Consider the following 25,218-nt stretch of genomic DNA (forward strand, 5'->3'; position numbering starts at 1 on the left):
TTTATTAAAATTGTCTTTTAAAATTCTCGAAACCTTTTTCAATTCCATTTGCTTCAATTTCATTCAAGCCAAGAATTACGGCTTCAGTCAAGCCTTTTACCTGATTTAAATCTTGGTCCCAAAATTCGGTATTGGCTAAAATTTCCTTCGTTACTTTTTCAGCATCATTTGAACTCCAAGCTTCTTTGAAAGCATCTACAATTTCTTGGTTGTCTTTTATTGGCAATGCTTTTCCGTTCCATTCGCCTTGATAAAAACGAATCGTACAAGCCAAAGAAAATGTCAAATAAACCGGAAGTTTTTGATTCAATTCTACATATTTCAACAAACTTGGCAAGACACGAACTTTGAACTTGGAAATCGAATTCAAAGCAATGTCCGACAGCTGGTGTTTTATAAACGGATTTCTAAAACGGTCTAAAACTTCTTCGGCAAATTGCTGTAATTCAGATTCATCCATATCCAAAGTCGGATTGATTTCATCAAAAATTACCTTGTTTACAAAATCTCCAGTAAATTCATTGTCAACACTTTGCTTCACGGTTTCATTTCCATATAAAATTGAAAACGGTACCAAAGCCGTGTGAGCTCCATTTAAAATTCGCACTTTTCTAGTACGATACGGTTGCATATCCGAAACGATTTTTACATCTAAATTGGTCTTATCAAAAGGCAATTTTGCTTTCAATTTATCATCACCTTCAATTACCCAAAGGAAAAATGGTTCGGCCGTCACAATCAGATTGTCTTCATAATCGATTTTGCTGTTGTATTCCTCAATTTCATTTCTCGGATAACCCGGAACGATTCTGTCCACCAACGTGTTATGAAACGTACAGGCGTTTTCCAACCAATTTTTGAAACCTTCTTCCAAATTCCAAAGATTGGCATATTGCAACAAAATTGCTTTTAAAGTATCGGCATTATGGTTGATTAATTCACATGGAATTATGGTCAAACCTTTAGCATTATCTCCATTAAAATAACGGAAACGTTCGTATAATAAAACCGCCAATCTTGCTGGAAAAGCCTTTGGTGGCGTCATATCCATCGTATCCGAATCGATGAATTCAATTCCGGCTTCGGTCGTGTTAGAAATTATAAATTCCAGCTCTTCTTCTTTGGCCAAAGCCAAAAACTGATCAAATTCAGTATAAGGGTTGATTCCTTTTACGATGTTTTTAATGACTTCAATCTCTTGAATTTGCTCTCCTTTTTTTATACCGTTTAAAAATAAGGTATATAATCCATCTTGGTCGTTCAACATGTGAACCAATCCGTTTTCAAGCGGTTGCACAACGGCAATTCCAGCATTAAAATCTACTTTTTTGTTTAAAACTTGAAAGGCATAATCAACAAAGGCCCTTAAAAAATTCCCTTCACCAAATTGCACTACTTTTACAGGAAGTTTTACTTCTTTACCTAAATTTTCTCTGTTTAATTTTTGTTTTATATCTGTTTTCATTTCTTAATTTTTGATGATTTTATAATTTGGAACCAATGATTTCATTACTACCCAAGCGATGAGATAAGCAACAGCACATACAGAAAAAATAATCATATAGCCTTTATTGATTCCATCGACCACAACTGCTCCAGATTTTTCAAGTTCTGCAAAGAAATTTTCAGGAAGACGTTCGTTCACAAATTGAGGAAACTTCTCTAAAAACGGAACTCCATCCACAGTTGACCATGTTTTATGGGAATAATCAAACAAAACCCCTGAACTTTTATTGATCAAAAATGAACCTATTCCACCTGCCATGCCGCCAATTCCTGTGATGGTTGCAATGGCTCTTTTTGGGAACATATCGCCAACTGTCGAGAAAATATTAGCCGACCAAGCCTGATGTGCCGCTCCAGCAACTCCAATGATCAAAATAGGAATCCAATAGCTAATTTCGCCTCCAGGTTGTGCCAACAAAGCCAGCAACGGAAAAAAGGCAAAAATCAGCATCGCTCTCATTCGTCCTGCATACGGATTCATTCCTTTTTTATCTACAAAATATCTAGGCAACCAACCGCCGATAATCGCTAAAAGTGTAATCATGTATAAAACAACAAGTGGAATCGCACTTTCTGTACTGTCCATTCCATAAACCGAACTCAAGTAGGCAGGTGTCCAAAACAGATAAAACCACCAAACACCATCGGTCATGAATTTTCCGAAGATAAAAGCCCACGTTTGACGGTATTTAAAGCATTGTTTCAAGGTGAATTTCGTATCAATGCCTGTTTCTGCATTTACTACGGAATCCTCGATATCTTGTTGGATATATTCCAATTCCTCAGCATTTACTTTAGGATGCACTTCAGGTTTCTTATAGTAGAAAATCCATAGTCCCATCCAAACAAAACCTAGACCTCCAATGATGATGAAGGCCATTTCCCAACCCATTGCTTTTGCAATAAACGGAATGGTAAGCGGTGCCGCCAAAGCTCCAACTGTAGCTCCAGCATTGAAAATACTTGTGGACAATGCCCTGTCTTTTTTCGGGAAATATTCGGCAGTTGCTTTTATAGAAGCGGGGAAATTTGCAGATTCTCCAACTGCCAGAACAAATCTGGCAAAAATGAAAAGCGTCACACTCGTACTGATTACCAAGGAAGTATCGCTTATAGTACTGATAATTTCCTTTGATTCTGCAAAACCTATGAACCAATTTCCGGTCAAATAACCTGCTGTTGCAATACCGCAAAAGGCATGTAAAACAGCTCCAATCGACCAAATGAAAATGGCCCAAAGAAATCCTTTTTTGGTATCCATCCAATCCACAAATTTTCCTGCGAAAAGCATACTTACTGCGTAAAAAATTGAAAATAAAGCAGTTATATTTCCATAATCGTTATTGTTCCAATGAAATTCGGGCTGGATGTAATCTTTCCAAGTAAGCGAAAGCACTTGCCTGTCCAGATAATTTATCGTGGTGGCAATGAAGAGCAATCCACAGATGCTCCACCTGAAATTGGTTGCCTTATTGGTTGGTTGTTCCTTCATAATTTGGTTGGTTTCTTGGTTGTTTTTTGTTAACTGGGTTTATTATTTTCTAATAGATTTTATAATGTTTAAAGCATTTTGAGTTTCTGCAGTTAATTGGGCAAAATCTTGACCTGCAATTATTCTTTCACTGATGAGCTTGCTTCCCATTCCAACACAAACAACACCGGAATCAAACCATTGTTTCAAGCTTTCCTCTGTTGGTGAAACACCTCCTGTTGGCATGATTGAAGTCCAAGGTTGTGGTGCCAAAACACCTTTCACGAACTGTAGTCCATAGACATCTCCCGGAAATAATTTTACCACTTCACAACCCAATTCTTCCGCTTTTGCAATTTCGGTCAACGAACCGCAACCTGGCGACCACAGCACTTTTCGTCGATTGCAAACGATTGCGATGTCTTCCCTGAAAACAGGCGTGACGATGAAATTGGCTCCCATCTGCATATAAAATGAAGCTGCAACGGCATCTGTTACAGAACCAACTCCAAGAATCATTTCGGGCATTTCTTTGATGGAAAATTTCATCAGTTCACTAAAAACTTCGTGGGCGAAATCGCCTCTTGCTGTAAATTCAAAAAGTCGGGCACCTCCATCATAGCAAGCTTTTACAACATTTTTGCACAATTCAACATCCTGATTGTAAAACAACGGAACCAAGCCGGTTTCCTTCATTTTTTGAACTACTTCTATTCTTGTAAATTGTGCCATTCTTAATTGATTTGGTTTAATAAGTTTCCAAAAATTGTCATGCAATCTGCTTTCAAAACATCTAAATTTTGACCTTTTGTAATCTGTACAGATGCTATCGGAATCGTATTTATTTTTTTATAATTTGCTTTAAATTCATTTTTGTTTGTAGAAAGCACGAGGGCTCCATCAACACTGCCGTCATTGATCTCATCGAGATAGGTTACCTCTTTTGCCGTATTTTCAAACGATTGAAAAAACATAATTCGGTAGCCTAATTTAGAAGCCATTTTTTGGATATTGCACAACGTTTCGCTATAAAATGCATCGTTCACTTGTGGTAAAATAACTGCGATTATAAACGATTTGCTTCTTCGCAACGAGATGGCATTTTTGTTCGGAACATAATTGCTTTGGAAGGCAAATTCCTGAATGATCTTTTTGGTTTTCACATTGATGTCTTGCTTGTCGTTCAAGGCTTTGGAAACCGTTGAAACCGAAAAACCTGTCTGATGCGATATTTTCTTTAATGTTATCATACTTCTAAAAATCAATACATTATCTCGAAACTTTTCCTGAAGAATCTCCGTTTACTATATTTTCAATTTCCTGCAATGTTGCCAAATTGTAGTCGCCAACAATTGTATGCTTCAAACAACAAGCGGCAACTGCAAAATCAATGTTTCGCTGTAAATTTTCTGGTGTTGAAATAAGGCTGTAAACCAGACCTCCCATGAAGGCATCACCCGTTCCTACTCTATCCACAACTGGCGTAACCTCTTTTACAACAGCTTCATAAATAGATTTACCATCGTATAAAATCCCTCCAATTCGCTGATGCGAAGCACTTACTGAATAACGCAATGTGGTTGCGGCAATTTTTAGATTTGGACACTTTTCAAATAACTTTGAATAAAATCCTTTTAAGGCAATTTCATCTGTATAATCGGGATCCACTTTTTCCATTCCCAACATGAAATTTGCTGTATCAATATCGCCTAAAATCACGTTGCAATAGCTCAACATTTCTGGCATAACTTCACTCGGTTGCTTGCCATATTTCCATAATTTAGAACGATAATTTAAGTCGCAAGAAATTGTCAAGCCTAGTTTATGTGCCGTTTTTATGGCCATCAAACATTCTTCGGCCGCATTTTCTGAAATGGCTGCCGTGATACCGCTAAAGTGAAACCAAGTTTTTCCTTCGAAGATTTTTTCCCAGTCGAAAGTTCCTCTTTCAATGGATGCAATTGCACTATTGGCACGGTCATAAACCACATTGCTGCCGCGATTTCCAGAACCTGTTTCCAAGAAATAAATACCCAATCGGTCGCCACCAAAAATTACATTTTGAGTATTGACTTTCATTTTTCGCATTTCTTTCAAAGCACATTCTCCGATTTCATTTTCGGGCAAACGCGTTACAAACTCAGCATCAATGCCATAATTTGCAAGAGAAACCGCAACGTTGAATTCGCCACCACCATAAGTGGCAGAAAAATTCTTCGATTGCGAGAAACGCAGGTATTTTTCCGTCGAAAGACGAAGCATTATTTCTCCGAAAGTAACTACTTTACTCATTTATTTTTATGCTGTATTATTTTATAAAATCTTCTCGCATCGGACTAAAAACATCAATCAGCAACCCATCTTCCAGACAAACTACGCCATGTTCTACATTCGAAGGCACAAAAAATGAATCTCCTTTTTTTAAGATTTTCTTATCATTGCCTATAGAAACTTCAAATTTCCCTTCGGCAATATGGGTAACCTGAATGTGAACGTGATAGTGCAAATAGCCAATTCCTCCTTTTTTAAATCGGACGTTGACCATCATTACCGAATCATCAAAGCCCACAATTTGTCGGTCGATGAAATCATCTATCTTTTCCCATCCGATGGCATCATTTTCAAAGAAAATTGTTGGTTTAATTTGTATGTTTTCCATCAGAAATTAAAATTTGAAATATTCTTTTGCATTGTTATAGCTGATGTCTGCCACCATTTTTCCAATCCATTCCATATCATTCGGCAATTCGCCACGTTTGATTTCATCTCCCAAAAGATTGCACAAAACGCGTCTGAAATATTCGTGTCTTGGAAACGACAAGAAGCTTCTCGAATCCGTCAGCATTCCGATAAAACAGCTGATCAATCCCATATTCGACAAGGCATTCATTTGTTTTGTCATTCCGTCTTTTTGGTCTAAAAACCACCAACCCGAACCAAATTGTACTTTTCCTTTGATACTTCCATCATTGAAATTTCCAATCATAGTTGCCATTACCTCATTATCTGCCGGATTTAGGTTGTAAATGATCGTTTTAGTCAGTTTATCTTTTGTATCCAAAGCATTTAAAAAAGCTGATAAATTCTTGGCTTGAGAGAAATCTCCAATAGAATCCCAACCTGTATCGGGACCTAAAATACTGTTCATTCTTGCATTATTATTACGCAAAGCTCCCAAGTGAAATTGCTGTATCCAACCATATTGATAATAGGTTTCAGACAAAAACAACAAAATAGCACTTTGAAATTTTAAGGCTTCTGTTGTTGTAAGAGGTTGATTATTTCGCTTCTTTTGAAAGATGGATTTCACTTCTGTAAGTGTAAAATCTTCAAAATAAATCTGATCCAAACCGTGATCCGAAAGTTTGCAACCATTTTCGTTGAAATATTCAATTCTCTTTGAAAGTGCTTGAAGCAAATCATTATATGTATTTATTTCAATTTCAGCTACTTTTCCTAATGAATCTATATAATCATTGTATGTTTCGCTTGAAATCAAAATCGCTTTATCAGGACGGAAAGCCGTACTCACTTTTACCGAAAAATCGCTTTTTTTAAGCGCTTGATGGTATTCCAAATTATCTGTTGGATCTTCTGTCGTGCAAACCAATTCTGCATTGGCTTTTTTTAATAAATTCTGACAAGAAAACTCCGGAGTGGTTAATTTTTGAGAAGTTTCTTCGTAAATCGCTTCTGCAGATTTTTCATTTAACAGCTCATAAATATCAAAATAACGCGCCAATTCCAAGTGTGTCCAATGGTATAAGGGATTTCGCATCGTGTGTGGAACCGTTTTCCCCCATTGCAGGAATTTATCCTTGTCGGAAGCATTTCCTGTGATGAATTTTTCGTTTACACCCAAGGTTCTCATCGCTCTCCATTTGTAATGATCGCCGTTGATCCAAACATCGGTAATGTTTTTAAAGCTATAATTTTCGGCAATTAATTTCGGCGATAAATGATTGTGGTAATCTATAATTGGCTGATTTTTAGAATAGTTATGATACAGTTCTTCAGCATATTTATTTTCTAATAAAAAATTGTCGTGAATAAAAGTCGTACTCATTTTTATAGTTTTTATTCTTCGTTTGAAGGTTTTCCGATGGTGGCCAAGATTCCTCCATCTACATAAATTATTTGTCCGTTTACAAAATCGCTTGCTTTTGAAGCCAAGAAAACTGCGGTTCCAGCCAAATCTTCAGGATCGCCCCAACGTGCCGCCGGAGTTCTGCTGATGATAAATTCATTGAAAGGATGTCCGTCAACTCTGATTGGTTCTGTTTGAGAAGTTGCAAAATATCCCGGACCGATTCCGTTGACTTGAATGTTGTGCTTCGCCCATTCTGTAGCCAGATTTTTTGTGAGCATTTTCAAGCCGCCTTTTGCTGCAGCATAGGCCGAAACACTGCTTCTGCCTAGTTCGCTCATCATTGAACAAATGTTGATGATTTTGCCTTCTCTTCGTTCAATCATTTGTTTTGCAACCAATTGCGACATGATAAAGGGTCCAACTAGATCGACATCGATTACTTTTCTGAAATCTGAAACCGGCATTGTGATGGCCAATTCCCTTTTGATGATTCCAGCGTTATTGACCAAAATATGAATCTCGCCAACTTCATTGACGATTTTCTCAACGTTTTCTGCAGCCGCTTTTTCATCGGTTACGTCAAAAAGATAACCTTTAGCCTGATACCCCTTTGAAGTGTAATATGAAATTGCTTCCTCCATTTTTACAGGTGTTGTCCCTGTAATGATTAATTGTGCTCCTGCAATTGCCAAACCTTCTGCGATTGCCATTCCCAAGCCGTGGGTTCCACCAGTTATGAGGGCGTTTTTATTTTTTAAATTGAATAAATTCATAATTATCTTAGTTCATTTGGAGGACAAATGTCCATATCGCTGTAATCTAAATTTTCACCTGCCATTCCCCAAATAAAGGAATAATTTGACGTTCCCGCTCCTGAATGGATCGACCATTCTGGCGACAAAACGGCTTGGTGATTCTGCATAAAAATGTGTCTTGTATTTTGTGGTTCGCCCATGAAATGACAGATGGTTTGTCCTTCTTCCAAATCAAAATAGAAATAGGCTTCCATTCTTCTGTTATGAGTATGGGCTGGCATCGTGTTCCAGATATTTCCCGGTAAAAGTTCTGTCAGTCCCATTTGCAATTGGCACGTTGGGACAACACTGTTCACAATTAACTTGTTGATGATTCTTTTGTTGGCATATTTATCTTCACCCAAATGCACAATTTCAGCATTTTCCTTCGTTACTTTTTTGTTTGGAAAATGTGAATGTGCTGGAGCCGAATTGATGTAAAATAAAGCGGGATTCTCTTCAGAACTTGAAAAAATTACTTCTTTCGCACCACTTCCAACATACAAAGCCTCTTTCTTGCTCAATTCAAAAACTTCTCCGTCAACGCTAACAGTTCCTTTTCCTCCAACATTTATAATTCCTAATTCTCTCCTATCTAAAAAGTTTTCAGATTTTAGGTAAGGAATTGTTTCCAGTTTTAAATTCTCTTTAACTGGCATAATCCCACCAACGATGTAGCGATCATACATTGAATATATCAAGTTGATGTCTTCTGGAGTAAATAATTTTTCTATTAAAAAATTCGCTCTAATTTTCTGTGTATCGTATCCAACCACATCCGAAGGATTTGTTGCATAACGGAAACTAAAATGTATCATGATCTAAATTTATTGTAATCGATTACACAAATGTAATAATTATTTTTTACTAAACTATATTATGTATAATTTTTATAGCAAAAAAATAAAGAATCTGAAAAAAAGTAGGGAATTAAATCAATTTAAGAGAAGTAAACTAGAGTATATGCAAATCAAGCAGAGGTTACTTTACAATTCTTCATATACAAGCTAAAAAAAATCCCAAGTTAGAACTCAGGATTTATTAGTTATTCTTTATTCAGCAAATGCCTAATGACCGTTTCGGCTGCATAGAGACCAAAAAGTCCCGGCATATAGCTGTTGGTTCCGTAAAATGATTTCTTGAAATTCTTTCCATCTGTAGTTTTAAGGCTGGTTTCATCTTGGATTTCGGTTGAATAGACCACTTTCACCCCTTTATCAATTTTTACTTCCTTTAAGCGTTTTCTGATGACCCTCGCCAAGAAACAGCTTTTGGTATTGCTGATGTCGTCAACCTTTACTTTTGAGGCTTCCATCTTTCCTCCGGCTCCCATGCAACTGATGATTTTTACCTTCTTGCGTTTTGCACCAACAATAAGATTGAACTTTGGTGTAACGCTATCGATGCAGTCCATAACATAATCAAATTCATCCGAAACAATCTCGAAGGCTCTTTCTGGAGATAGAAATTCCTTTATTCTGGTAAGTTTCAATTCAGGATTGATGTCCATTAATCGGTCGCCAACTACATCAATTTTAGGCATTCCAACCGTTGAATGCAAGGCTGGTAACTGACGGTTGATGTTGGTTATATCTACCACATCACCATCCACAATGGTCATTTTTCCGACACCGGCTCGTGTAATGAATTCGGCTGCAAAAGAGCCTACTCCGCCAAGTCCGACGATTAATACATTTGCATTTTTCAATTTATCCAAACCTTCTTTCTTAAATAAAAGTTCGGCTCTTTCAGTCCATTCTGCCATTTTTAAAAACGATATTAAAATTTTGTATGATTGTATTTTTTAATTCTTCTGAATTTAGATTTTTATATTTTCCTGCCAATTCATAAACCTCCTTGATGCTTTCATTGATGGTATCGGTTTCAAGAAAAAAACGATCGTTTGGGACACTTTTAAAAACTTCTTCCAATTCAGTATTTTGAATCAGGTATTTTCCAAACGAAATATAAAATCCGTTCTCCAAAAGCTGTTTTGCCAATTGTTGGTTCTTCGAAAATCCGTGGATGACCATCGGAACTTTTATTTTTAATTTCTTTTTTATGGCAATCAATTCCTGAAACGATGCCACACAATGCAAAACAACTGGAAGCTTATATTTTTCGGCCAAAGCCAATTGCTTTTCGAAAACCTCAACTTGTAAATCAAACGGCACCTCGATTCTTTTATCCAAACCGCATTCGCCAAGTGCCAAACAATTTTCGCGTTGAATTTTATCTTCTATGATCCTTAATTCTTCGGCTACATCTTCTTCCTTTATATACCAAGGATGTATTCCTATAGAGAAATAAGGAATTGATGCATCAAACGATTTTGGATATTGATTGACCAATTCCAATACCTCATCGTCGTTCGTAAATTGATGTGTATGAAGATTGAAATACTGCATCAATCGTGGAATTTTTTCACACCCGCTTTTATCTCCACCATCAAATCGTTTTGAAGCGGTACTAACGGACAAGAATATTTTGGATTATAAGCACAATACGGATTATAGGCCTGATTGAAATCAATTAGGACGTTTTTTCCTTTTGGGACTTTCATATCAATATATCTTCCTCCGATGTAGCTTTCATTTCCAGATGTAAGATCGGAAAAAGGAAGAAACAAATAGTCCTTGAAGCCTTTCTTTTTCATCAAATCCAGGTTTTGGAACACATCTAATTTGAAATCCTTTCCGTCCAACTTAAAATGCAATTCTCCATATTTTCTATACATCGGTGTTCTATCGGTGGTGGTTTTCATCTCGAATGATTTCTCGCCTTTTGATTTTACAAAGGTTGCCACGACAGCAAATTTTTCATCAATCGGAAAAAAATCCAAACCCTTGAAGTGTTTTCTATCTTCTTCGGTCAAGGGTGATTTATCGGCTTCGAAAAATTCCTTGTCCAGGTTATTCTGAAAAGCTTCGGTGGCAGATTTATCAAATTTATCTTGAGAAAAAGCATTCGATATAATAAAAAGGAAAACAAAATGGAGCAGGATTTTCATTGAAATAATTTTTGTAAAAATAATAAAATTATAATGGATGAATTGCCGTTCAAAAAGAGATTTTTAAGAACTTTGCAACCACTTCTTTAAGATTCTTATACCAAAACAAAAATGCTTCAAGCTGGTTTTAACCGTTACATCAATAATTTTCGAGGTTTTTCGAGAGAAATCTGGATTCTGGCCATCATCACCTTTATCAACCGAGCGGGAACAATGGTTTTGCCGTTTCTGTCCAAATATTTAAAGGAGGATTTAAATTTTACCTACAGCCAAGTGGGTTGGATCATGGTTTGTTTCGGATTGGGTTCTATGCTGGGTTCTTGGCTTGGCGGAAAACTATCCGACAAGATTGGTTTCTATAAGATAATGATATTCAGTCTGTTTACCAGTGGTTTACTGTTCTTTACGATTCAATTTGTTACCTCCTATATTGGATTGTGCATTGCCATGTTTTCTATAATGACCATTGCCGATATGTTTCGTCCAGCAATGTTTGTTTCATTAGGAACGTATGCGAAGCCAGAAAACAGGGCCCGAGCCTTTACGTTAGTAAGATTGGCTGTAAATCTTGGTTTTGCGGCAGGTCCGGCTCTTGGGGGGCTTGATCATCATGGGAATTGGATACCAAGGATTGTTTTGGGTTGATGGCTCTTCGTGCATTATTTCGATTTTAATATTTGCAATGTTGGTGAAAGAGAAGAAAAAACCAATATTACAAGGAAGCGAACACCAAGAGCAAGCTGTAGTTACTTCTGTTTTTAAGGACAGCATCTTTTGGATTTTTCTCTTTGTAAGTTTTGCCACGGCGATGATTTTCTTCCAAATATTTACCACCCTTCCACTCTATCATAAAGAAATGTATGGCTTAACGGAGTTTCAAACCGGATTGCTGATGACCATGAACGGCTTGATTATCTTTTTCTTGGAAATGCCTCTCGTGAGTATCTTCGAACGAAACAGTGTCGATAAAATGAAACTTATCTTTTGGGGTTCGCTGATGATGACTTTTAGTTTTGTGGTGCTTTTGATGAATGCCTGGGTGGGCGTTTTAGTCATCAGTATGCTATTGATGACCTTCGGAGAGATCTTTATCTTTCCATTTTCCAATTCATTTGCCTTGAGTCGTGCTCCAAAAGGACATGAAGGACGTTATATGGGATTCTTTACGATGAGCTTCAGCCTGGCACATATAGGTAGTTCGAAAATTGGCATGGAAATGATTTCTAGCTTCGGCTACCAGAATAATTGGATCTTTATGGGAGGCCTCGGGGCTTTGGCAGTACTCTCCTGTGTGTATCTTCACAAACTATTAAGCAAAGAACGCCTAAAAGCAAAGTAGAACATTTAGATTAGTCTATCTAATAAATAGTAACGAGAATTTTTCGGCACGAATTGCACAAATTTTTACGAACTTATTTTGTGTGAACTCTTGTGATTATTGGCTTTTTGGAGAAATAGAATCTTCTTCAAAAAAGATAAAAACTATTTTTTTCGTTAATTAACTAGTTTTATAGTTGTGTAACTAAAAAAACAGTTGTATGTTTGTTTCAAATTAAAAACACATGCAAAAGTTAACCAATAAGGAAGAAGAGATCATGCACATTTTATGGAAGCTCGAAAAAGCATTTGTAAAAGAAGTGATGGCTGAGATTACCGAAGAGCAACCCCATTATAATACACTCTCCACCACTATTAGGAATCTGGAAGAGAAAGGTTTTGTTTCCCACAATGCTTTTGGGAACACCCACCAATACTTTCCTATTGTTAAGAAGGAAGACTACAGGAAAAAATTTATGAATACGGCAATTGATAATTATTTCAATAGCTCCTATAAGAACATGGTATCCTTTTTTGCAAAGGAAGAAAAAATTTCTGCCGATGAGCTGAGGGAAATTCTGGATATGATCGAAAAAAATAAATAACACGCTATGGAACCAATCCTTTTATACTTCATCAAATCGGGGGCATTGATCGTATTGTTCTTGTCGGCTTATTATTTTTTCTTGAGAAAAGAGACTTTTTTTAAAAGTAACCGATGGTTTTTACTATTTGGGTTAGTTATTTCAGTTGTTTTGCCTGTGGTTACTTTTAAGAAAACGATTTGGGTAGAGCCAGCACCTGTTGTAGGCTATGTTCCAGCAACTGCATCGGTTCCGCGAGTTGACTATAATTGGAATGGCCCTGCCGAAGCCGTTGTGACAGTGGTGCCGGAAAAGACTTTCGAAATAAATTGGCTATGGGTGGCAATAGGAGTTTATGCACTTGGTATTTTAGCCCTGCTGGTGAAATTTGCACTGGATTATTATGCCTTGAAGAAAGTTTTAAAAGGAAAAAAAGTCTATCAGCAGGAAGATTATAAGTTTGTGAATGTAGAGGAAAACATTGCTCCTTTCTCCTACTTTAATTATATCGTTTACAATCCGGGATTGTATAGCGAGGTGGAGATGCAAAACATCCTGGAACACGAGAAGGTGCATTGTTCCCAGAATCATACGATTGACGTATTAATCGCACGTATCTTTTGTATCGCATTTTGGTGGAATCCTTTTGTGTGGTTCTACAAAAAGGCCATCATGCAGAACCTGGAGTTTATTGCCGACAGTGATGCCTTTAAGAATATATCCGATAAGAAGGCGTATCAGTTTACGCTCTTGAAAATAACAACACACGAGAGTTGTGTTGCCATCAGTAATCATTTTTTTCAATCATTAATCAAAAAACGAATCGTTATGTTAAACAAAAATCAATCAAAGCGATGGAACTCCTGGAAGTATGCCATCATTGTTCCTGCATTGGCCGTATTCATGTGGCAGTTTCAGGTGAAAGTTGTGGCACAGGAAAAGGAAACAGAAGTATTTGCTACCTCTAATGAGGAAACCCTTTCATCTGACACGATGGCCATTATCAAAATGAGGTGGAAGAAGGACACGCCAGACGAAGAATTCGAAAGCGATGCAAAACTCTTGAAGGAACAAGGCGTTATCATGAAATTCTCTAAAATCAAAAGGAACAAAAAGGGTGAAATTATTGCCATTAAGATATCCTATAAAGACAATCTTGGCAACGAACAAGTAAAACAAGTATCAGGCAACAACCCTATTGAACCCATAGTATTTATTAGGGAAATTGATTCAAATGGTAAGGGAAGAGTTGGTTTTCAAGAAAACATAGCTACTGTTAAAATTGTGGGTGATGACGAAGAAGTTAACGAAGTGGCTTATGCTACAGCTTATAGTTACAGCAATATCACGCCACCTACCCCACCAATGCCTCCAATGCCACCGGCTGTACCTAATTATCCTTTGCCTCCAACGCCGCCAAATTTCCCTACTCCGCCAACGCCTCCAACACCTCCAACCACTCCTCAAACTGAAAGCAACAAAAAGGCATGGGACAAATTTGAAGAGGATATGAAAAAGTTTGAAGCCAAGATGAATTCTACTGAAATGAAGAAGTGGGAAAAGGAAATGGAAGAATACGCCAAGAAGATGGATGCCATGAATCCTAATACGGAAGCATTTGACAAAGATATGCAACAGTTTGAAAAAGAAATGAAAGTGTTTGAGGCAGAAATGAAGGCATTTGAAAAAAAGATGCAGGAGTTTAGCCTTCAGATAGAAAAAGAAGTTCAAACAGAAATGCACAACGGTCGCGAACTGTCAAGAGAAGAACGTGAAGAGGCAAGAAAAATAAGAGAAGAAAACAGAGCTCAAGCTCAAAAGGATAGAGAACAAGCACAAAAGGACAGAGCACAAGCCCAAAAAGATAGAGAACAAGCACAAAAGGACAGAGCACAAGCCCAAAAAGATAGAGAACAAGCCATAAAAGACCGAGCACAGGCTAAAAAAGATAGAGAAAAAAGCTTAAAAGAGAAAAAATAAATAGGAGGAACCGGTTTAATCAGCCGGTTTTTTTATCTTCGAAAACTCATAACCAAACAAGTTGAATGCAAAAAAACAATTCTATAAAACTTTAAATAATAAAGAAACCCGAAACTTTTACGTTCCGGGTTTCTTGGTTTATACTGCAATTTAAGCCTATTATCGGTTGATGTAAACCCAGCCCGTAACGCTTTCTCCTGTGTTTTTCTTGATCACATAAAAATAAGTTGCTGTTGGCAATTCATCTCCTTTATCGGTTTGGCCTTTCCACTGGTTGGTGTAATTTCTTTGATGGAATACCTCTGTTCCGTATCGGTTGTAAATCTTTATATCATCCACTCCCAAACCAGTCAGGTCAAATGAATCATTACTGTTGTCGTTGTTGGGAGAAATTCCTTTTGGTATAGTACAAAAAGCTCCATAAATGATTACATTTTCAGTTGTTGAGCAACCTGCTGTATTGGATACTGTTACCGTGTATGTTGCAGGGAATGTTATAGTGGTAACGTTCATTAAATCGGTAATATTTAAGGTCTCTTCGTTTGTTCCAACCGTAATACCTTGGCTATTTTTCCAAAGATAATTTGCTGTATTTGGATCAAAAGAATCGTTAAGCGGAAGTGCCGTAACTATAAATTCTCCCTCCACACACTTCTGATCGAAATCAATTTCAAAGGTACTAAGCATGACTTGCAATGTCAATGAAATGGCACATTGTCCTGCATTTGGAGTAAACACATAGGTCCCGTTTGCTGTGTTATCTATTGATGACGGACTCCAACTACCCGTAATTCCATTTGGAGAAGTTGTAGCTAAAGCTGGAACTGTTTGTCCGTTGCAAATTGTAAGCGTTGTTGCAAAATCTGGGGTCTCCGTTGGTGTAACCGTTACATTTAAAGTGAAATTTTCTCCACATTGTCCTGCATTTGGAGTAAATAGATAAGCTCCGCTGGTAGTATTGCTGATTACAGATGGCGACCAAGTTCCTATGATTCCGTTATTCGAAGTCGCTGGTAAAACTGGTGCCGTAGTTCCGTTGCAAAAAGTATCCGTAATTGTAAATGTCGGCGAAATTGAATTCGTAACTGTTACATTCAACGTGAAGGATGAACTACATTGTCCTGCATTTGGTGTAAACACATAGCTTCCATCGGTGGTATTACTGATTATCGCTGGCGACCAAGTTCCCGTAATTCCATTTGCAGAAGTAGCTGGCAAAAGAGGAGCCGTAGTGCCACTGCAAAGCGTATTTGAAATATTAAAAGTTGGAGTTGCGATAGGACTTACCGTTACATTCAACGTAAAAGTAGAAGCACATTGTCCTGTCGTTGGTGTAAAAATATAATTTCCGTTTGTAGTATTATTGATGGCTGTTGGCGACCAAGTTCCTGTGATTCCATTATTGGAGGTTGTTGGTAGAACTGGAACCACACTTCCGTTACAGAAATTATTAGAGATTGCAAATGTTGGAGCAACCGTAGTTGTTACTGTAACGTTCAAGGTAAAAGGAACTCCACATTGTCCTGCCGTTGGTGTAAAAACATAAGCTCCATTTGCAGTATTACTGATTACAGCTGGCGACCAAGTTCCTGTGAGTCCGTTGTTTGAAGTTGTTGGCAAAGATGGTGCAGTCGAACCGCTACATATGGTATTGGCAATTGTAAATATTGGTGTAATGCTGTTGCTGATTACTACATTTAAGGTAAAAGGAACACTGCATTGTCCTGCAGTTGGCGTAAAAGTATAGCTTCCGTTGGTTGTATTGTTAATAACGGCTGGCGACCAAGTTCCTGTAATTCCATTTGTTGAAGTGGTTGGTAAAGCGGGAGCTGTTGTTCCAGAACAAATTGCTGTTGGCAAATTGAATGTTGGTGTTGTGGTAGTTCCCACTATCACACTTAATGTGAAAGCAGTTGCACATTGTCCTGTTGCAGGTGTAAACACATAGGTTCCGTTTGCCGTATTGCTGATTGCTGTTGGCGACCACGTTCCTGTGATTCCGTTTGTAGAAGTAGGTGGCAAAGCTGGAGCTGTGGCACCATTACAAAGCGTTGTCGGCAAATTGAACGTTGGTGTGACGCTGTTTCCAACCGTTAATGTGATCGTATCGGTTATAGTCGCACCACATGTGTTGGTTGCAGTTAAGGTTAAAGTAATAACCTGTCCGGCAGCATTGGCAGGAACAGTATAAGTGCTTGACAAATTAGTGCTATTTGAAAAAGTGCCACTTGCCGCAGTCCAACTCACAGATTGCTGTCCTTGAGCGGTTCCTGCTAAATTGATTGTTGTTCCTGCACAAGGAGCAAGCGTTGCAGGTCCTGCATCTACGGAAAAAGGCTGTGTTGGAGCAGAACAACCATAATTGACATAAGTAGGTACTCCTGCAGTTGTGAACAAAACAGTATCTCCCATGGCATTTGATAGAGATGCTCTTTGATAAGTAACTGTATCATTACAACCTCCTCCAAAAGACATAATTAGAGTTCTTAAAGCAGGTGTAGCATTATAGTTACCAAAATGGCCATCTGTTTCATCAGGGTTATTCTGGAAAATGATATAAGTATTTTCATTTAATGCTCCAAATGAATTTGAAGTAGTATTCATTAAATAACTAGTTACTAGAATAACTGAAGCGTTAGCTGGAAGAACACCATTTGTAGGCTCTATCAAATTGCCACAACCTCCTGCTAAATCAATTGCCGCATTAAGTGTAGCAACTTTTGCTTGAGTTGTACTATTTTGGATAAGACCTTGCCAAGCATTAGCCACTGTTGCCCAAGTAACATTTATAGCACTTACATTTATAGCATTGGATCCAACCCTAAAGCGTACCATTTCATTATAGCCCTCGGTATTTGTGGTAGGGCTACAAGCCGCAACCAAAATACTTTCAACTTGTGGACACTGTGGAGATTGCGAAAAGGATTTTTGACAAGAAAAAAACACTAAAAAAAGTAGTACTACAATCGGGTTAATTGTAAATTTTGATTTCATTTTTTTTAATTTAAAAAGCCACGCAAGGTAGAAATTTTAATTGATTGAAATTTTTTTTTAGCATAAAAACGTTAAGTATTTGCGAAGTTATGCACTAATAGTAGGTTGAAAGTGTTATGAAAGTAACAAAATAAGCTTGTCAGAAAGTCTTAAAACCTCTTTTCATATAGCTTATAATAGAAAACTTGTAAGATATTTTTAAATTTTTGTAGTAGAATAAGCAAAAATGTATCGTGCAAAAACTTTACTCTTAGTTGAAGTTGACGCTCAATAATATGTCGGACATCCTAGACAATTACCATCAATATCAAACTGATAGATAATGGAAATTTCATAAACTCCGCCAGTCCTTCCAATCGAGGAGACATTGAAATCATAGGAATATCCAAATTTGAAATGGTCCCAATACAACCCACCATAGGCATTTACGGAAGAAACCAGATGGCCATTTGGCGTATTTTTTAATGGATTTGTGGCGGCTGTGACCCCGAAGAAAAGCCTGTTGAAGACCAATCCTCCACCAATGTCCAGTCGGTTGTATTCGCCTTGCTTCATATAATTGGCGGTAAGCAAAACCTTTGTATCAACTGGAAAAATCATAACATCCAGATAGTCGGCAAGTCGAAATTCGTGTCCAGCATTGGCCGAAAAGAACATATCTAATGGAACATTTCCGTTCTCGGTGAAGGAGATATTTGGGCTATTGAGATGCTTCAATGAGGCCCCAAACCAGCTGTTTTCGTTGTTAACAAGCATCCCGGCAGAGACATCAAAGAAATTCACCTTGCTGTTGAGCCGTATAGGATCGATGCTTATCGGATTTATCGTTCCAGCACCTATATTGATCTGATCCTCCAAGATAACATTCTGAAAGCCATAACTCTTGTTTCCAAATCCGATTTCTATTGCGGGACGAAAATACCAGCTGTCTGAAATCTGGACACGGTAGGCATAACTGAGGTTCGCCTGTGTAAAATTATAGCTGGTGTTTTTTTCGCGATGGTTCATTACACTTACCCCTATCCCACTGTTCATTTCTTCAAGCCAAGTATTTACAAAACCATAATCGGTATCTACCCTAAAATTAAGATCGGGCCATTGGGTCCTGTGCAGGACACCAATCTTTGTAGTTTCCAGAAAACCTGTAAATCCCGGATTTAAGGTTTCCGGAACCATAAAATATTGGGTAAAAATAGGGTCTTGGGCTTTTACCTTGACAGCAAAACCTAGAATGAATAGCAATGAGAGGATTCTTAGTTTCATCTGTCAAGTTTATTTTATTAATGTGAGCGTTCCGTCCTGCTTTACCTCACCTCCATAGAAGGTTGTGGCATTGACTTTGAAGAAATAGTTTCCGTTTTCGGCGGCACTCCCTTTTATGGTTCCGTCCCATCCTCGGATGCTTTCGCCTTTTTCAAAATAAATCATCTCGCCCCAGGTATCATAAACGCTCATTTCGATGCTTGTCATTCCTGTAAATACAGGTGTAAAAGTATCGTTAATGTTATCGGCATTAGGCGTGAAGCCTGTTGGCATCATAAGTTTATAACCTTGATCAATCAGCAGGGTTACGGTATAGACATAGGTGCAACCGAAAGGATAAACTGCTGTAAGCTTCACCTCATAGGTTCCTTCCCTTGTGTAGATGTGGATTGGATTTTCTTCTGAAGAAACAATACCGTCGCCAAAATCCCACACAAGCGATTCATAATCACCGGTTGAAGTATTGGTAAACTGTATCGGATCGTTGATGGAATAGCTTCCGAAAGCATTAAAGGCGAAGGAAGTCTGGGTGAAGGAAGTACTTCCAATATTTGGCACCTCAACGCTAAAGCTATACGTCGCGGTACAGCCCAAAACATCGGTTACTGAAAGGATTACCGTACCACTTTGGCTGGTTTCCATCAATTCGTTGTTGGCACCACTCACCGTCCCGCTAGACCAGTTGAGCTGATATGGTGGCACTCCTCCTGAAACCTGCGCTTCGAATAGCTGATTGATTGTTTCTGCTTCACAATCGGCAATTGTTTCGGTATCTACAGCAATTACAAGAGGGGCTTGTCGGTTCACTACATACAAGGCGTTTTGGGAACATCCCCTTGCATCGGTTACCGTTATCTGATAATTGCCTGCCGGAATATTGACCAGGTCTTCAATGGTAACACCGTTGGACCAAGTGTATGTAAAAGGTGCGGTACCACCCGAAACCAAAAGGTTAATGGCGCCGCTGTTGGCGTTATTACAATCGAAGGCATCGGTAACATTAGCGGACAAAACCAATGCTTGTGGCTCAACGATAATAAAGGTTTCGGTAATGACACACGGCTTGCTGTCGGTAATGGTTACGGTATAGGTTCCTGCCGAGAGGTTGTTTCTGACTGTTCCTGCATTGGAACCATCGCTCCAAACCAAGGTAACGGGAGCCAATCCCCCTACGAGGTTCAGGTTAATGCTTCCGTCGTTTGCACCAAAACATGAAATATTGGTTGCTACTGGATTGATGTCAAAAAGAGGAGCCTCAGGGATATTGACGGTTATTGATTTTACGCAATTGGAAGCATCCGTAATGGTAATGGTATAATCGCCAGAGGAAAGATTGTCCTGAAAAAATCCTGTTCCGAGATTGCTCCATGCAATTTGATACGGAGCATTTCCTCCCGTAACAGTCACGCTGATCGAGGCATTATTGGATCCAAAACACGCAATTTCTGTTTTTGTTGCGGTAATTATTATTTCGGTTGGCTGGTTTATCGTCACGGTCAAATTTTGATTACATCCTGAAGCATCCATCAATGTAAGATTATAAACACCGGCTGGGATGTTGTTTAAATTTTGAGTGTTACTTATAAAGCCATTAGGTCCAGTCCAGGTAAACGTATAAGCTGGAGTTCCTCCTGCAACATTCACTGAAATCGATCCAGTTGCAGCACCAAAACAAATTACGTCAACCTGATTGGCCAGTGCCAGTGTTAAAACTGGTGGCTCGGTTATGGTAAAACTAGCCGTTTTCGGACCGCAACCATTGGCATCCGATACCGAAACCTCATATACTCCAGGTCCCAAATTACTCAAGTCTTCGGTTGTCGCAAAGGGTGCTGTATCTTTTGTCCAATTGTAAGTATAGGCTCCGGTACCGCCAGAAACCGAAATAGAAATTGCCCCGTTGGCATCTCCAAAACAGGTTATATCTGTTTCGCTATCGGTTGTAATGACAATATCGGCAGGTTCAGTAATGGTAAAGCTCCCTGAAAACGGACAACCTCCCTGATCTGTTACTGAAAGTTGATAAACACCCGCTGCCAGATTGGAAATGTTTGGTGCCGATGATGTAAAACCATTTGGCCCCGACCACAAAATAACATAAGGATCTCCCGTAGGAAAAGGAACACCACCTGTGATGTTGGTTTGGATGGCGCCGCTGTTGACTCCAAAACAAGTATTGACCACCACTACCGCATTTGGATTTACCGATGGATTTACGGTTACAGTGACTGTGAAGACCGCTCCAGGACAGATTCCTGAAATTGGCGTAACGGTGTAAGTGACCGTTGCGGGTGAATTGGTGGTATTGATTAAATTTTGACTGATCGTACTCTGAGGAGTTGTTGACGCAGCGGCTCCTGTAATGGTTCCGGCGGGACTTACTACTGGTGTTGACCAAGTGTACATTGTTCCTGTTGGGACGATATCTCCAGGTGTATTTGGAACAAACGTAAACGTATTTCCACTGCAGATGACGATTGTTCCACTACTGATTTCTGGTCGTTCGTTGATAGAAACTGCGGCAATATCCGACGTTGCTTCTGTACATCCTCCATCCGAAAAAGTGATTACTACAAAATAGTACAATATTCCAACGGATGAAAAAGGAGGTGCATAACTGTCCGTATTAGCGCCTGAAATTGGTATTGCCCCAACTGTACTTTCTACTGTATTGGAATACCATTGAAAAGTAGGTGTTCCTACCCCGTTTGCATACGAAACGGATAAAAGTGTAGGTACTTGTCCCAAGCAAATAGTACTGGATGCAGGTTGTGCAACAATAGATGGTGCTGGATTCACAATTACCGCCGCCGTTGCAGAGGTTACATTACACCCTATTCCCGTCTGGGTAATGACTGCATAATAATAAGTGGTTCCTGCAGTTGCCGTAGGTGGCGTATAGTTAGGAGTTGTGGCTCCAGCAATTAGTGTTCCTGAGGTAGTGTTGTTTGCTATATTTCTGAACCACTGATAGGTAAAAATACCAATTCCTCCTGATACAGCTACACTCAAGTCTGTTGGCTGTACTCCTGCACATAGAATTTGAGAAGCCAACGGCTGGCTCGTAATTACTGGATCATTGACTACAATAATTTCCGCCACATCACTCGTTGCAGGTCCACAACCACTTCCTGAGAGGGTAACCACTACATAGTAATAAAATGTTCCAGACGTAGTAAAAACCGGTGGTGTATAAGCAGCACTGGTAGCTCCCGCAATCAAAGTTCCTCCTGTGTTGGCATTTGTTGTATTGGAATACCATTGAAAGGAAGGTGTTCCTGCTCCACCCGAATAGGCTACTGTTAAGGGATTTTCAATTGTCGCTCCTACACATAAATTTTGAGTTGAAGTTGGTTGTGTAGTGATTATGGTTCCAGGTGTAACCTCAATACTTGCAATATCCGAAGTAATGCTCGAGCATCCTCCTCCTGATGGAAAAGTGAGGGCTACAAAATAATAGGTTACACCCACCGTTACGGATGGTGGCGTAAATACTGCATTGGTTTCACCCGGAATCAATGTGGCTCCAATGGTAGAATTTACCGTATTTGAATACCATTGATAGGCAGGTACTCCTCCATTTATATAGGCAACGGATAAGTCTGGCAACGTTCCGCCTTCACAGATTGAATTAGAAATAGGCTGTGAAGTAATAACCGGTGCCGGATCTACAGTAATGGTATAATTTACAACAGCTCCAACACATCCGTCCAAGCTTGGGGTTATACTATAAGTAACCGTTCCAGAAGCTGGATTGGTCGTCACAATGGTTTGGACAGGAATAACACTGGTCGATCCTGAAGGTATAAATCCAGAAATACCTGCTGTTGCTGTTGCCGTCCAAGAAAAAGTTGTTCCAGGAACATCCGAAGTCAGGGTTATTGCAGTGGTTGGAGAGCCAGAACAAATGGTTTGTGTCAAATCGGTATTCATAATCACAGGAACTGCTTTCACCGTAAAGGTTTCTGTTGCTACAACCGAGGCCCCACAGCCGTTCGAAACCGTAAAGGAAATGGTATAATCGCCAGGAGCATTATAAGTAATGGGTCCGGGTACAGCGGCATTGGAAGTGGCAGGCAAACCTCCTGGAAAGTTCCAAGTATAGGTCAAGACTTCCGAGGCTGGTGCACAGCTATTGATTGTAGCAGTCGGGTTTAGCGTTACTGGTCCACAGACATCGGCAATAGGATCAATAGTAGCCGTAGGTGGCTGTTTAACGGTTATTATCTGAGAAGTGGTGGAACTGCTGCAGGAATTTGTTGCTGTCAATGTCAGGGTGTAAGTACCGCCACTGGCAAAAAGAAAGGAAGGATTGGCCGAAGCCGAGCTTGTTCCGTTCGTAAAAGTGTAATCGGATGCTGTACCACAATTTCCATCAGCATACGCTACAGTCCATAAGTAGTTTGGTGTTTCGCAAGCCTGAGAGATATCTGTCGTATTTGTAGCCGTAACTGCAAAAGGGATGCAACCTTCTGAACTGTTCAAGGAAAATTGCGAAGCAAGCGGACTCTCGATACAGATCGTTTTTGTAAACGGAGCGGTAGCACCACAGAAATTGGTTGCCGACAATGAAACGGTATAGGTTCCAGGTGTTGTAAAAGTATGGTTGATGTCTGGAGAAGCAGGAGGTGATAACGTTACAATCGGTGTACCATCACCAAAATTCCAAGTATAGAGGGCATTCTGGGTACAATTAGGTCCGAAACCAACACTCGTCGTATTGTCAAAAAAGATATTTGTATCCTCACAGGCAATTGCAGGAGCCGTAAATTCCGGTTCGGCTGGTTCCAAGATAATGATGTTATCAACTGTAAAGGTAGTTGAACCACAGGCGTTCGTTACTCTCAATCGTGCAACAAACTGTGTAGCCGGACAATTGGAAACGGCATAAGAATGTGGCACAGGATAATTCTGGGAAAGTGCAGGGTTTGCTGCGTTATAATAAGGCGATGCCATTAATTGGCTTTGTGTGAGTACCAACGGAGGAGTGCCATCGCCATAAGTAAGCTGATAGGTTGTTTCTGGTGAGTTCATACCCCAGTTTGAAATCATAAATTGCAAAGGAGCTGTTGGAGCACATAGGTTTTGAGTGTTTCCTGGACTGGTGAGTCCACCCGACGGATTGGTTACGTTTTTAACCAGATAGGATTGGGAAACACTGCAACCGTTTGTTCCCAAAGCTGTAATGACCATATCATAGGCTCCAAGTTGATTATAGATGTGGGATATCGGAAAAACAACATTGTTCTCTGTGTTCCCATCGCCCCAATTTATCGAATAGGAAACGATACAGGTGCTTGAAGAGCTATTCCCTACCGTTATTTCATAATCCGGACTCAGGGATGAGGCATTAAAACAATTGCTAAAAGGGTCAAACGGATTCACCTGATCCACAAAACTGATATTCGGTTGCTGTTTGACAGTCACTTGATGGCTTATTGTTGCCGAACATCCATTAGCATCGAAAATGGTAAGCAAGACCGTAAAAGTAGCTGTTCCGCAACCAAAAGAGTTAAACGTATGGGTAGGATTTTCAAGGTTTGAGGTGTTACCATCTCCAAAATCCCATTGATAGGTATAAGTAGGTGTACCGTTGCTAATTTGTGAAGTAAAAACAATAACATCTCCAGAACAGGTTGAAGCACTTGAATCAGAAGTAAAATCTACCGTGGGATTAATAATATTGATTGTAACGGAGGTTGTCTGTGACTGTGTTCCACTACTGTCTGTAACGCTGACAAGCTGATAGGTTATAGGTCCTGGAGTATTGGTCGGAACCAAAACACTGATGCTATTGTCTGAAACAGTTGTAATTTCAGGTTGCAGCACTCCATCAATAGTATAGGAAAAAGTATAAGGAGCAGTACCTCCAGCACCAATAAAAGTAACTATTGGACTAGTGCTGTCCACACAAGTCAAAAACTTATTGGCAGTGATAGTAGCGGTAGGCAAAAAGGTAAGATCTTCAAGCAGCAAGGGTGTGCTTCTTGTAGTGCTGTACAACTGATTGCCATTCAATACAATTAGTAACAGGATAAATATCTTGTACAGTTGTTTCATAAAGTAGGTTTTTAAGAAACACAAAACACCTATAGTTGCCAATGTTTTGGAAACTATTGATAAAAGTAATGTTTAGTTCATAAGCTAGATTACTCCGAAATTGTATTTTTATTTATAATAGATATTGGGTACTATAAATTTACTACAAT

General features: G+C 39.0%; 19 protein-coding genes. 4 read left to right on the forward strand and 15 right to left on the reverse strand.

Annotated elements, in window-relative coordinates; genetic code table 11:
- Positions 1-4: 4 nt before the first annotated feature.
- The 12 genes from J2X31_RS16795 to J2X31_RS16850 all read right to left on the reverse strand — a co-directional run bounded on the left by J2X31_RS16795 (position 5) and on the right by J2X31_RS16850 (position 10,871).
- Positions 5-1,465: a tagaturonate reductase gene (locus J2X31_RS16795; RefSeq protein WP_310028440.1), complete on the reverse strand. Its 1,461-nt coding sequence runs from the start codon at positions 1,463-1,465 to the stop codon at positions 5-7.
- A 3-nt stretch (positions 1,466-1,468) separates the two neighbouring features.
- Positions 1,469-2,998: an MFS transporter gene (locus J2X31_RS16800; RefSeq protein ID WP_310028441.1), complete on the reverse strand. Its 1,530-nt coding sequence runs from the start codon at positions 2,996-2,998 to the stop codon at positions 1,469-1,471.
- 42 nt (positions 2,999-3,040) lie between these two features.
- A complete protein-coding gene (locus J2X31_RS16805) occupies positions 3,041-3,709 on the reverse strand; it encodes a bifunctional 4-hydroxy-2-oxoglutarate aldolase/2-dehydro-3-deoxy-phosphogluconate aldolase (RefSeq protein ID WP_310028442.1) in 669 nt (222 codons plus the stop codon).
- A gap of 2 nt (positions 3,710-3,711) precedes the next feature.
- A complete protein-coding gene (locus J2X31_RS16810; protein ID WP_310028445.1) occupies positions 3,712-4,227 on the reverse strand; it encodes a LacI family DNA-binding transcriptional regulator in 516 nt (171 codons plus the stop codon).
- Positions 4,228-4,246: 19 nt separating this feature from the next.
- Positions 4,247-5,269 (reverse strand): PfkB family carbohydrate kinase, encoded by a 1,023-nt coding sequence (locus J2X31_RS16815; RefSeq protein WP_310028448.1) that lies wholly within the window; start codon positions 5,267-5,269, stop codon positions 4,247-4,249.
- Positions 5,270-5,285: 16 nt separating this feature from the next.
- Positions 5,286-5,636 (reverse strand): cupin domain-containing protein, encoded by a 351-nt coding sequence (locus J2X31_RS16820; RefSeq protein WP_310028451.1) that lies wholly within the window; start codon positions 5,634-5,636, stop codon positions 5,286-5,288.
- A gap of 6 nt (positions 5,637-5,642) precedes the next feature.
- A complete protein-coding gene (gene uxaC / locus J2X31_RS16825) occupies positions 5,643-7,043 on the reverse strand; it encodes a glucuronate isomerase (protein ID WP_310028454.1) in 1,401 nt (466 codons plus the stop codon).
- 11 nt (positions 7,044-7,054) lie between these two features.
- Complete coding sequence (locus J2X31_RS16830; RefSeq protein WP_310028457.1) at positions 7,055-7,840, reverse strand: gluconate 5-dehydrogenase; 786 nt, start codon at positions 7,838-7,840, stop codon at positions 7,055-7,057.
- A gap of 2 nt (positions 7,841-7,842) precedes the next feature.
- Positions 7,843-8,679, reverse strand: coding sequence for a 5-dehydro-4-deoxy-D-glucuronate isomerase (gene kduI / locus J2X31_RS16835; protein WP_310028459.1), 837 nt, complete (start codon positions 8,677-8,679; stop codon positions 7,843-7,845).
- Positions 8,680-8,906: 227 nt separating this feature from the next.
- A complete protein-coding gene (locus J2X31_RS16840; protein WP_310028461.1) occupies positions 8,907-9,626 on the reverse strand; it encodes a tRNA threonylcarbamoyladenosine dehydratase in 720 nt (239 codons plus the stop codon).
- The gene (locus J2X31_RS16845) at positions 9,610-10,269 is read right to left on the reverse strand and encodes a TatD family hydrolase (protein ID WP_310028494.1); all 660 of its coding nucleotides are present in this window, start codon (positions 10,267-10,269) and stop codon (positions 9,610-9,612) included. Before J2X31_RS16845 ends, J2X31_RS16840 begins: the two co-directional genes overlap by 17 nt.
- Positions 10,269-10,871: a DUF1684 domain-containing protein gene (locus J2X31_RS16850; protein ID WP_310028463.1), complete on the reverse strand. Its 603-nt coding sequence runs from the start codon at positions 10,869-10,871 to the stop codon at positions 10,269-10,271. The genes J2X31_RS16845 and J2X31_RS16850 overlap by 1 nt, the downstream gene beginning before the upstream one ends.
- Before the next feature lie 111 nt (positions 10,872-10,982).
- Between J2X31_RS16850 and J2X31_RS18255 the strand changes: the two genes are divergently transcribed.
- From J2X31_RS18255 to J2X31_RS16865, 4 genes are all read left to right on the forward strand, one after another.
- Positions 10,983-11,516: an MFS transporter gene (locus J2X31_RS18255; protein WP_374725231.1), complete on the forward strand. Its 534-nt coding sequence runs from the start codon at positions 10,983-10,985 to the stop codon at positions 11,514-11,516.
- Positions 11,482-12,210 (forward strand): MFS transporter, encoded by a 729-nt coding sequence (locus J2X31_RS18260; RefSeq protein WP_374725232.1) that lies wholly within the window; start codon positions 11,482-11,484, stop codon positions 12,208-12,210. The genes J2X31_RS18255 and J2X31_RS18260 overlap by 35 nt, the downstream gene beginning before the upstream one ends.
- Positions 12,211-12,433: 223 nt before the next feature.
- Positions 12,434-12,793: a BlaI/MecI/CopY family transcriptional regulator gene (locus tag J2X31_RS16860; RefSeq protein WP_310028466.1), complete on the forward strand. Its 360-nt coding sequence runs from the start codon at positions 12,434-12,436 to the stop codon at positions 12,791-12,793.
- A 6-nt stretch (positions 12,794-12,799) separates the two neighbouring features.
- Entirely contained in the window at positions 12,800-14,752 is a 1,953-nt protein-coding gene (locus J2X31_RS16865) for a M56 family metallopeptidase (protein WP_310028470.1), read from the forward strand.
- A gap of 159 nt (positions 14,753-14,911) precedes the next feature.
- On the opposite strand, the gene J2X31_RS16870 is transcribed toward J2X31_RS16865, so the two are convergent.
- The 3 genes from J2X31_RS16870 to J2X31_RS16880 all read right to left on the reverse strand — a co-directional run bounded on the left by J2X31_RS16870 (position 14,912) and on the right by J2X31_RS16880 (position 25,069).
- A complete protein-coding gene (locus tag J2X31_RS16870; protein ID WP_310028472.1) occupies positions 14,912-17,746 on the reverse strand; it encodes a T9SS type B sorting domain-containing protein in 2,835 nt (944 codons plus the stop codon).
- Positions 17,747-18,013: 267 nt separating this feature from the next.
- The gene (locus J2X31_RS16875) at positions 18,014-19,009 is read right to left on the reverse strand and encodes a PorP/SprF family type IX secretion system membrane protein (RefSeq protein WP_310028474.1); all 996 of its coding nucleotides are present in this window, start codon (positions 19,007-19,009) and stop codon (positions 18,014-18,016) included.
- Between the two features lie 9 nt (positions 19,010-19,018).
- Positions 19,019-25,069 (reverse strand): PKD domain-containing protein, encoded by a 6,051-nt coding sequence (locus J2X31_RS16880; protein ID WP_310028477.1) that lies wholly within the window; start codon positions 25,067-25,069, stop codon positions 19,019-19,021.
- Between the last annotated feature and the right edge of the window lie 149 nt (positions 25,070-25,218).

The organism is Flavobacterium arsenatis (assembly GCF_031456785.1).
In the GTDB taxonomy this organism is placed as follows: Bacteria; Bacteroidota; Bacteroidia; order Flavobacteriales; family Flavobacteriaceae; genus Flavobacterium; species Flavobacterium arsenatis.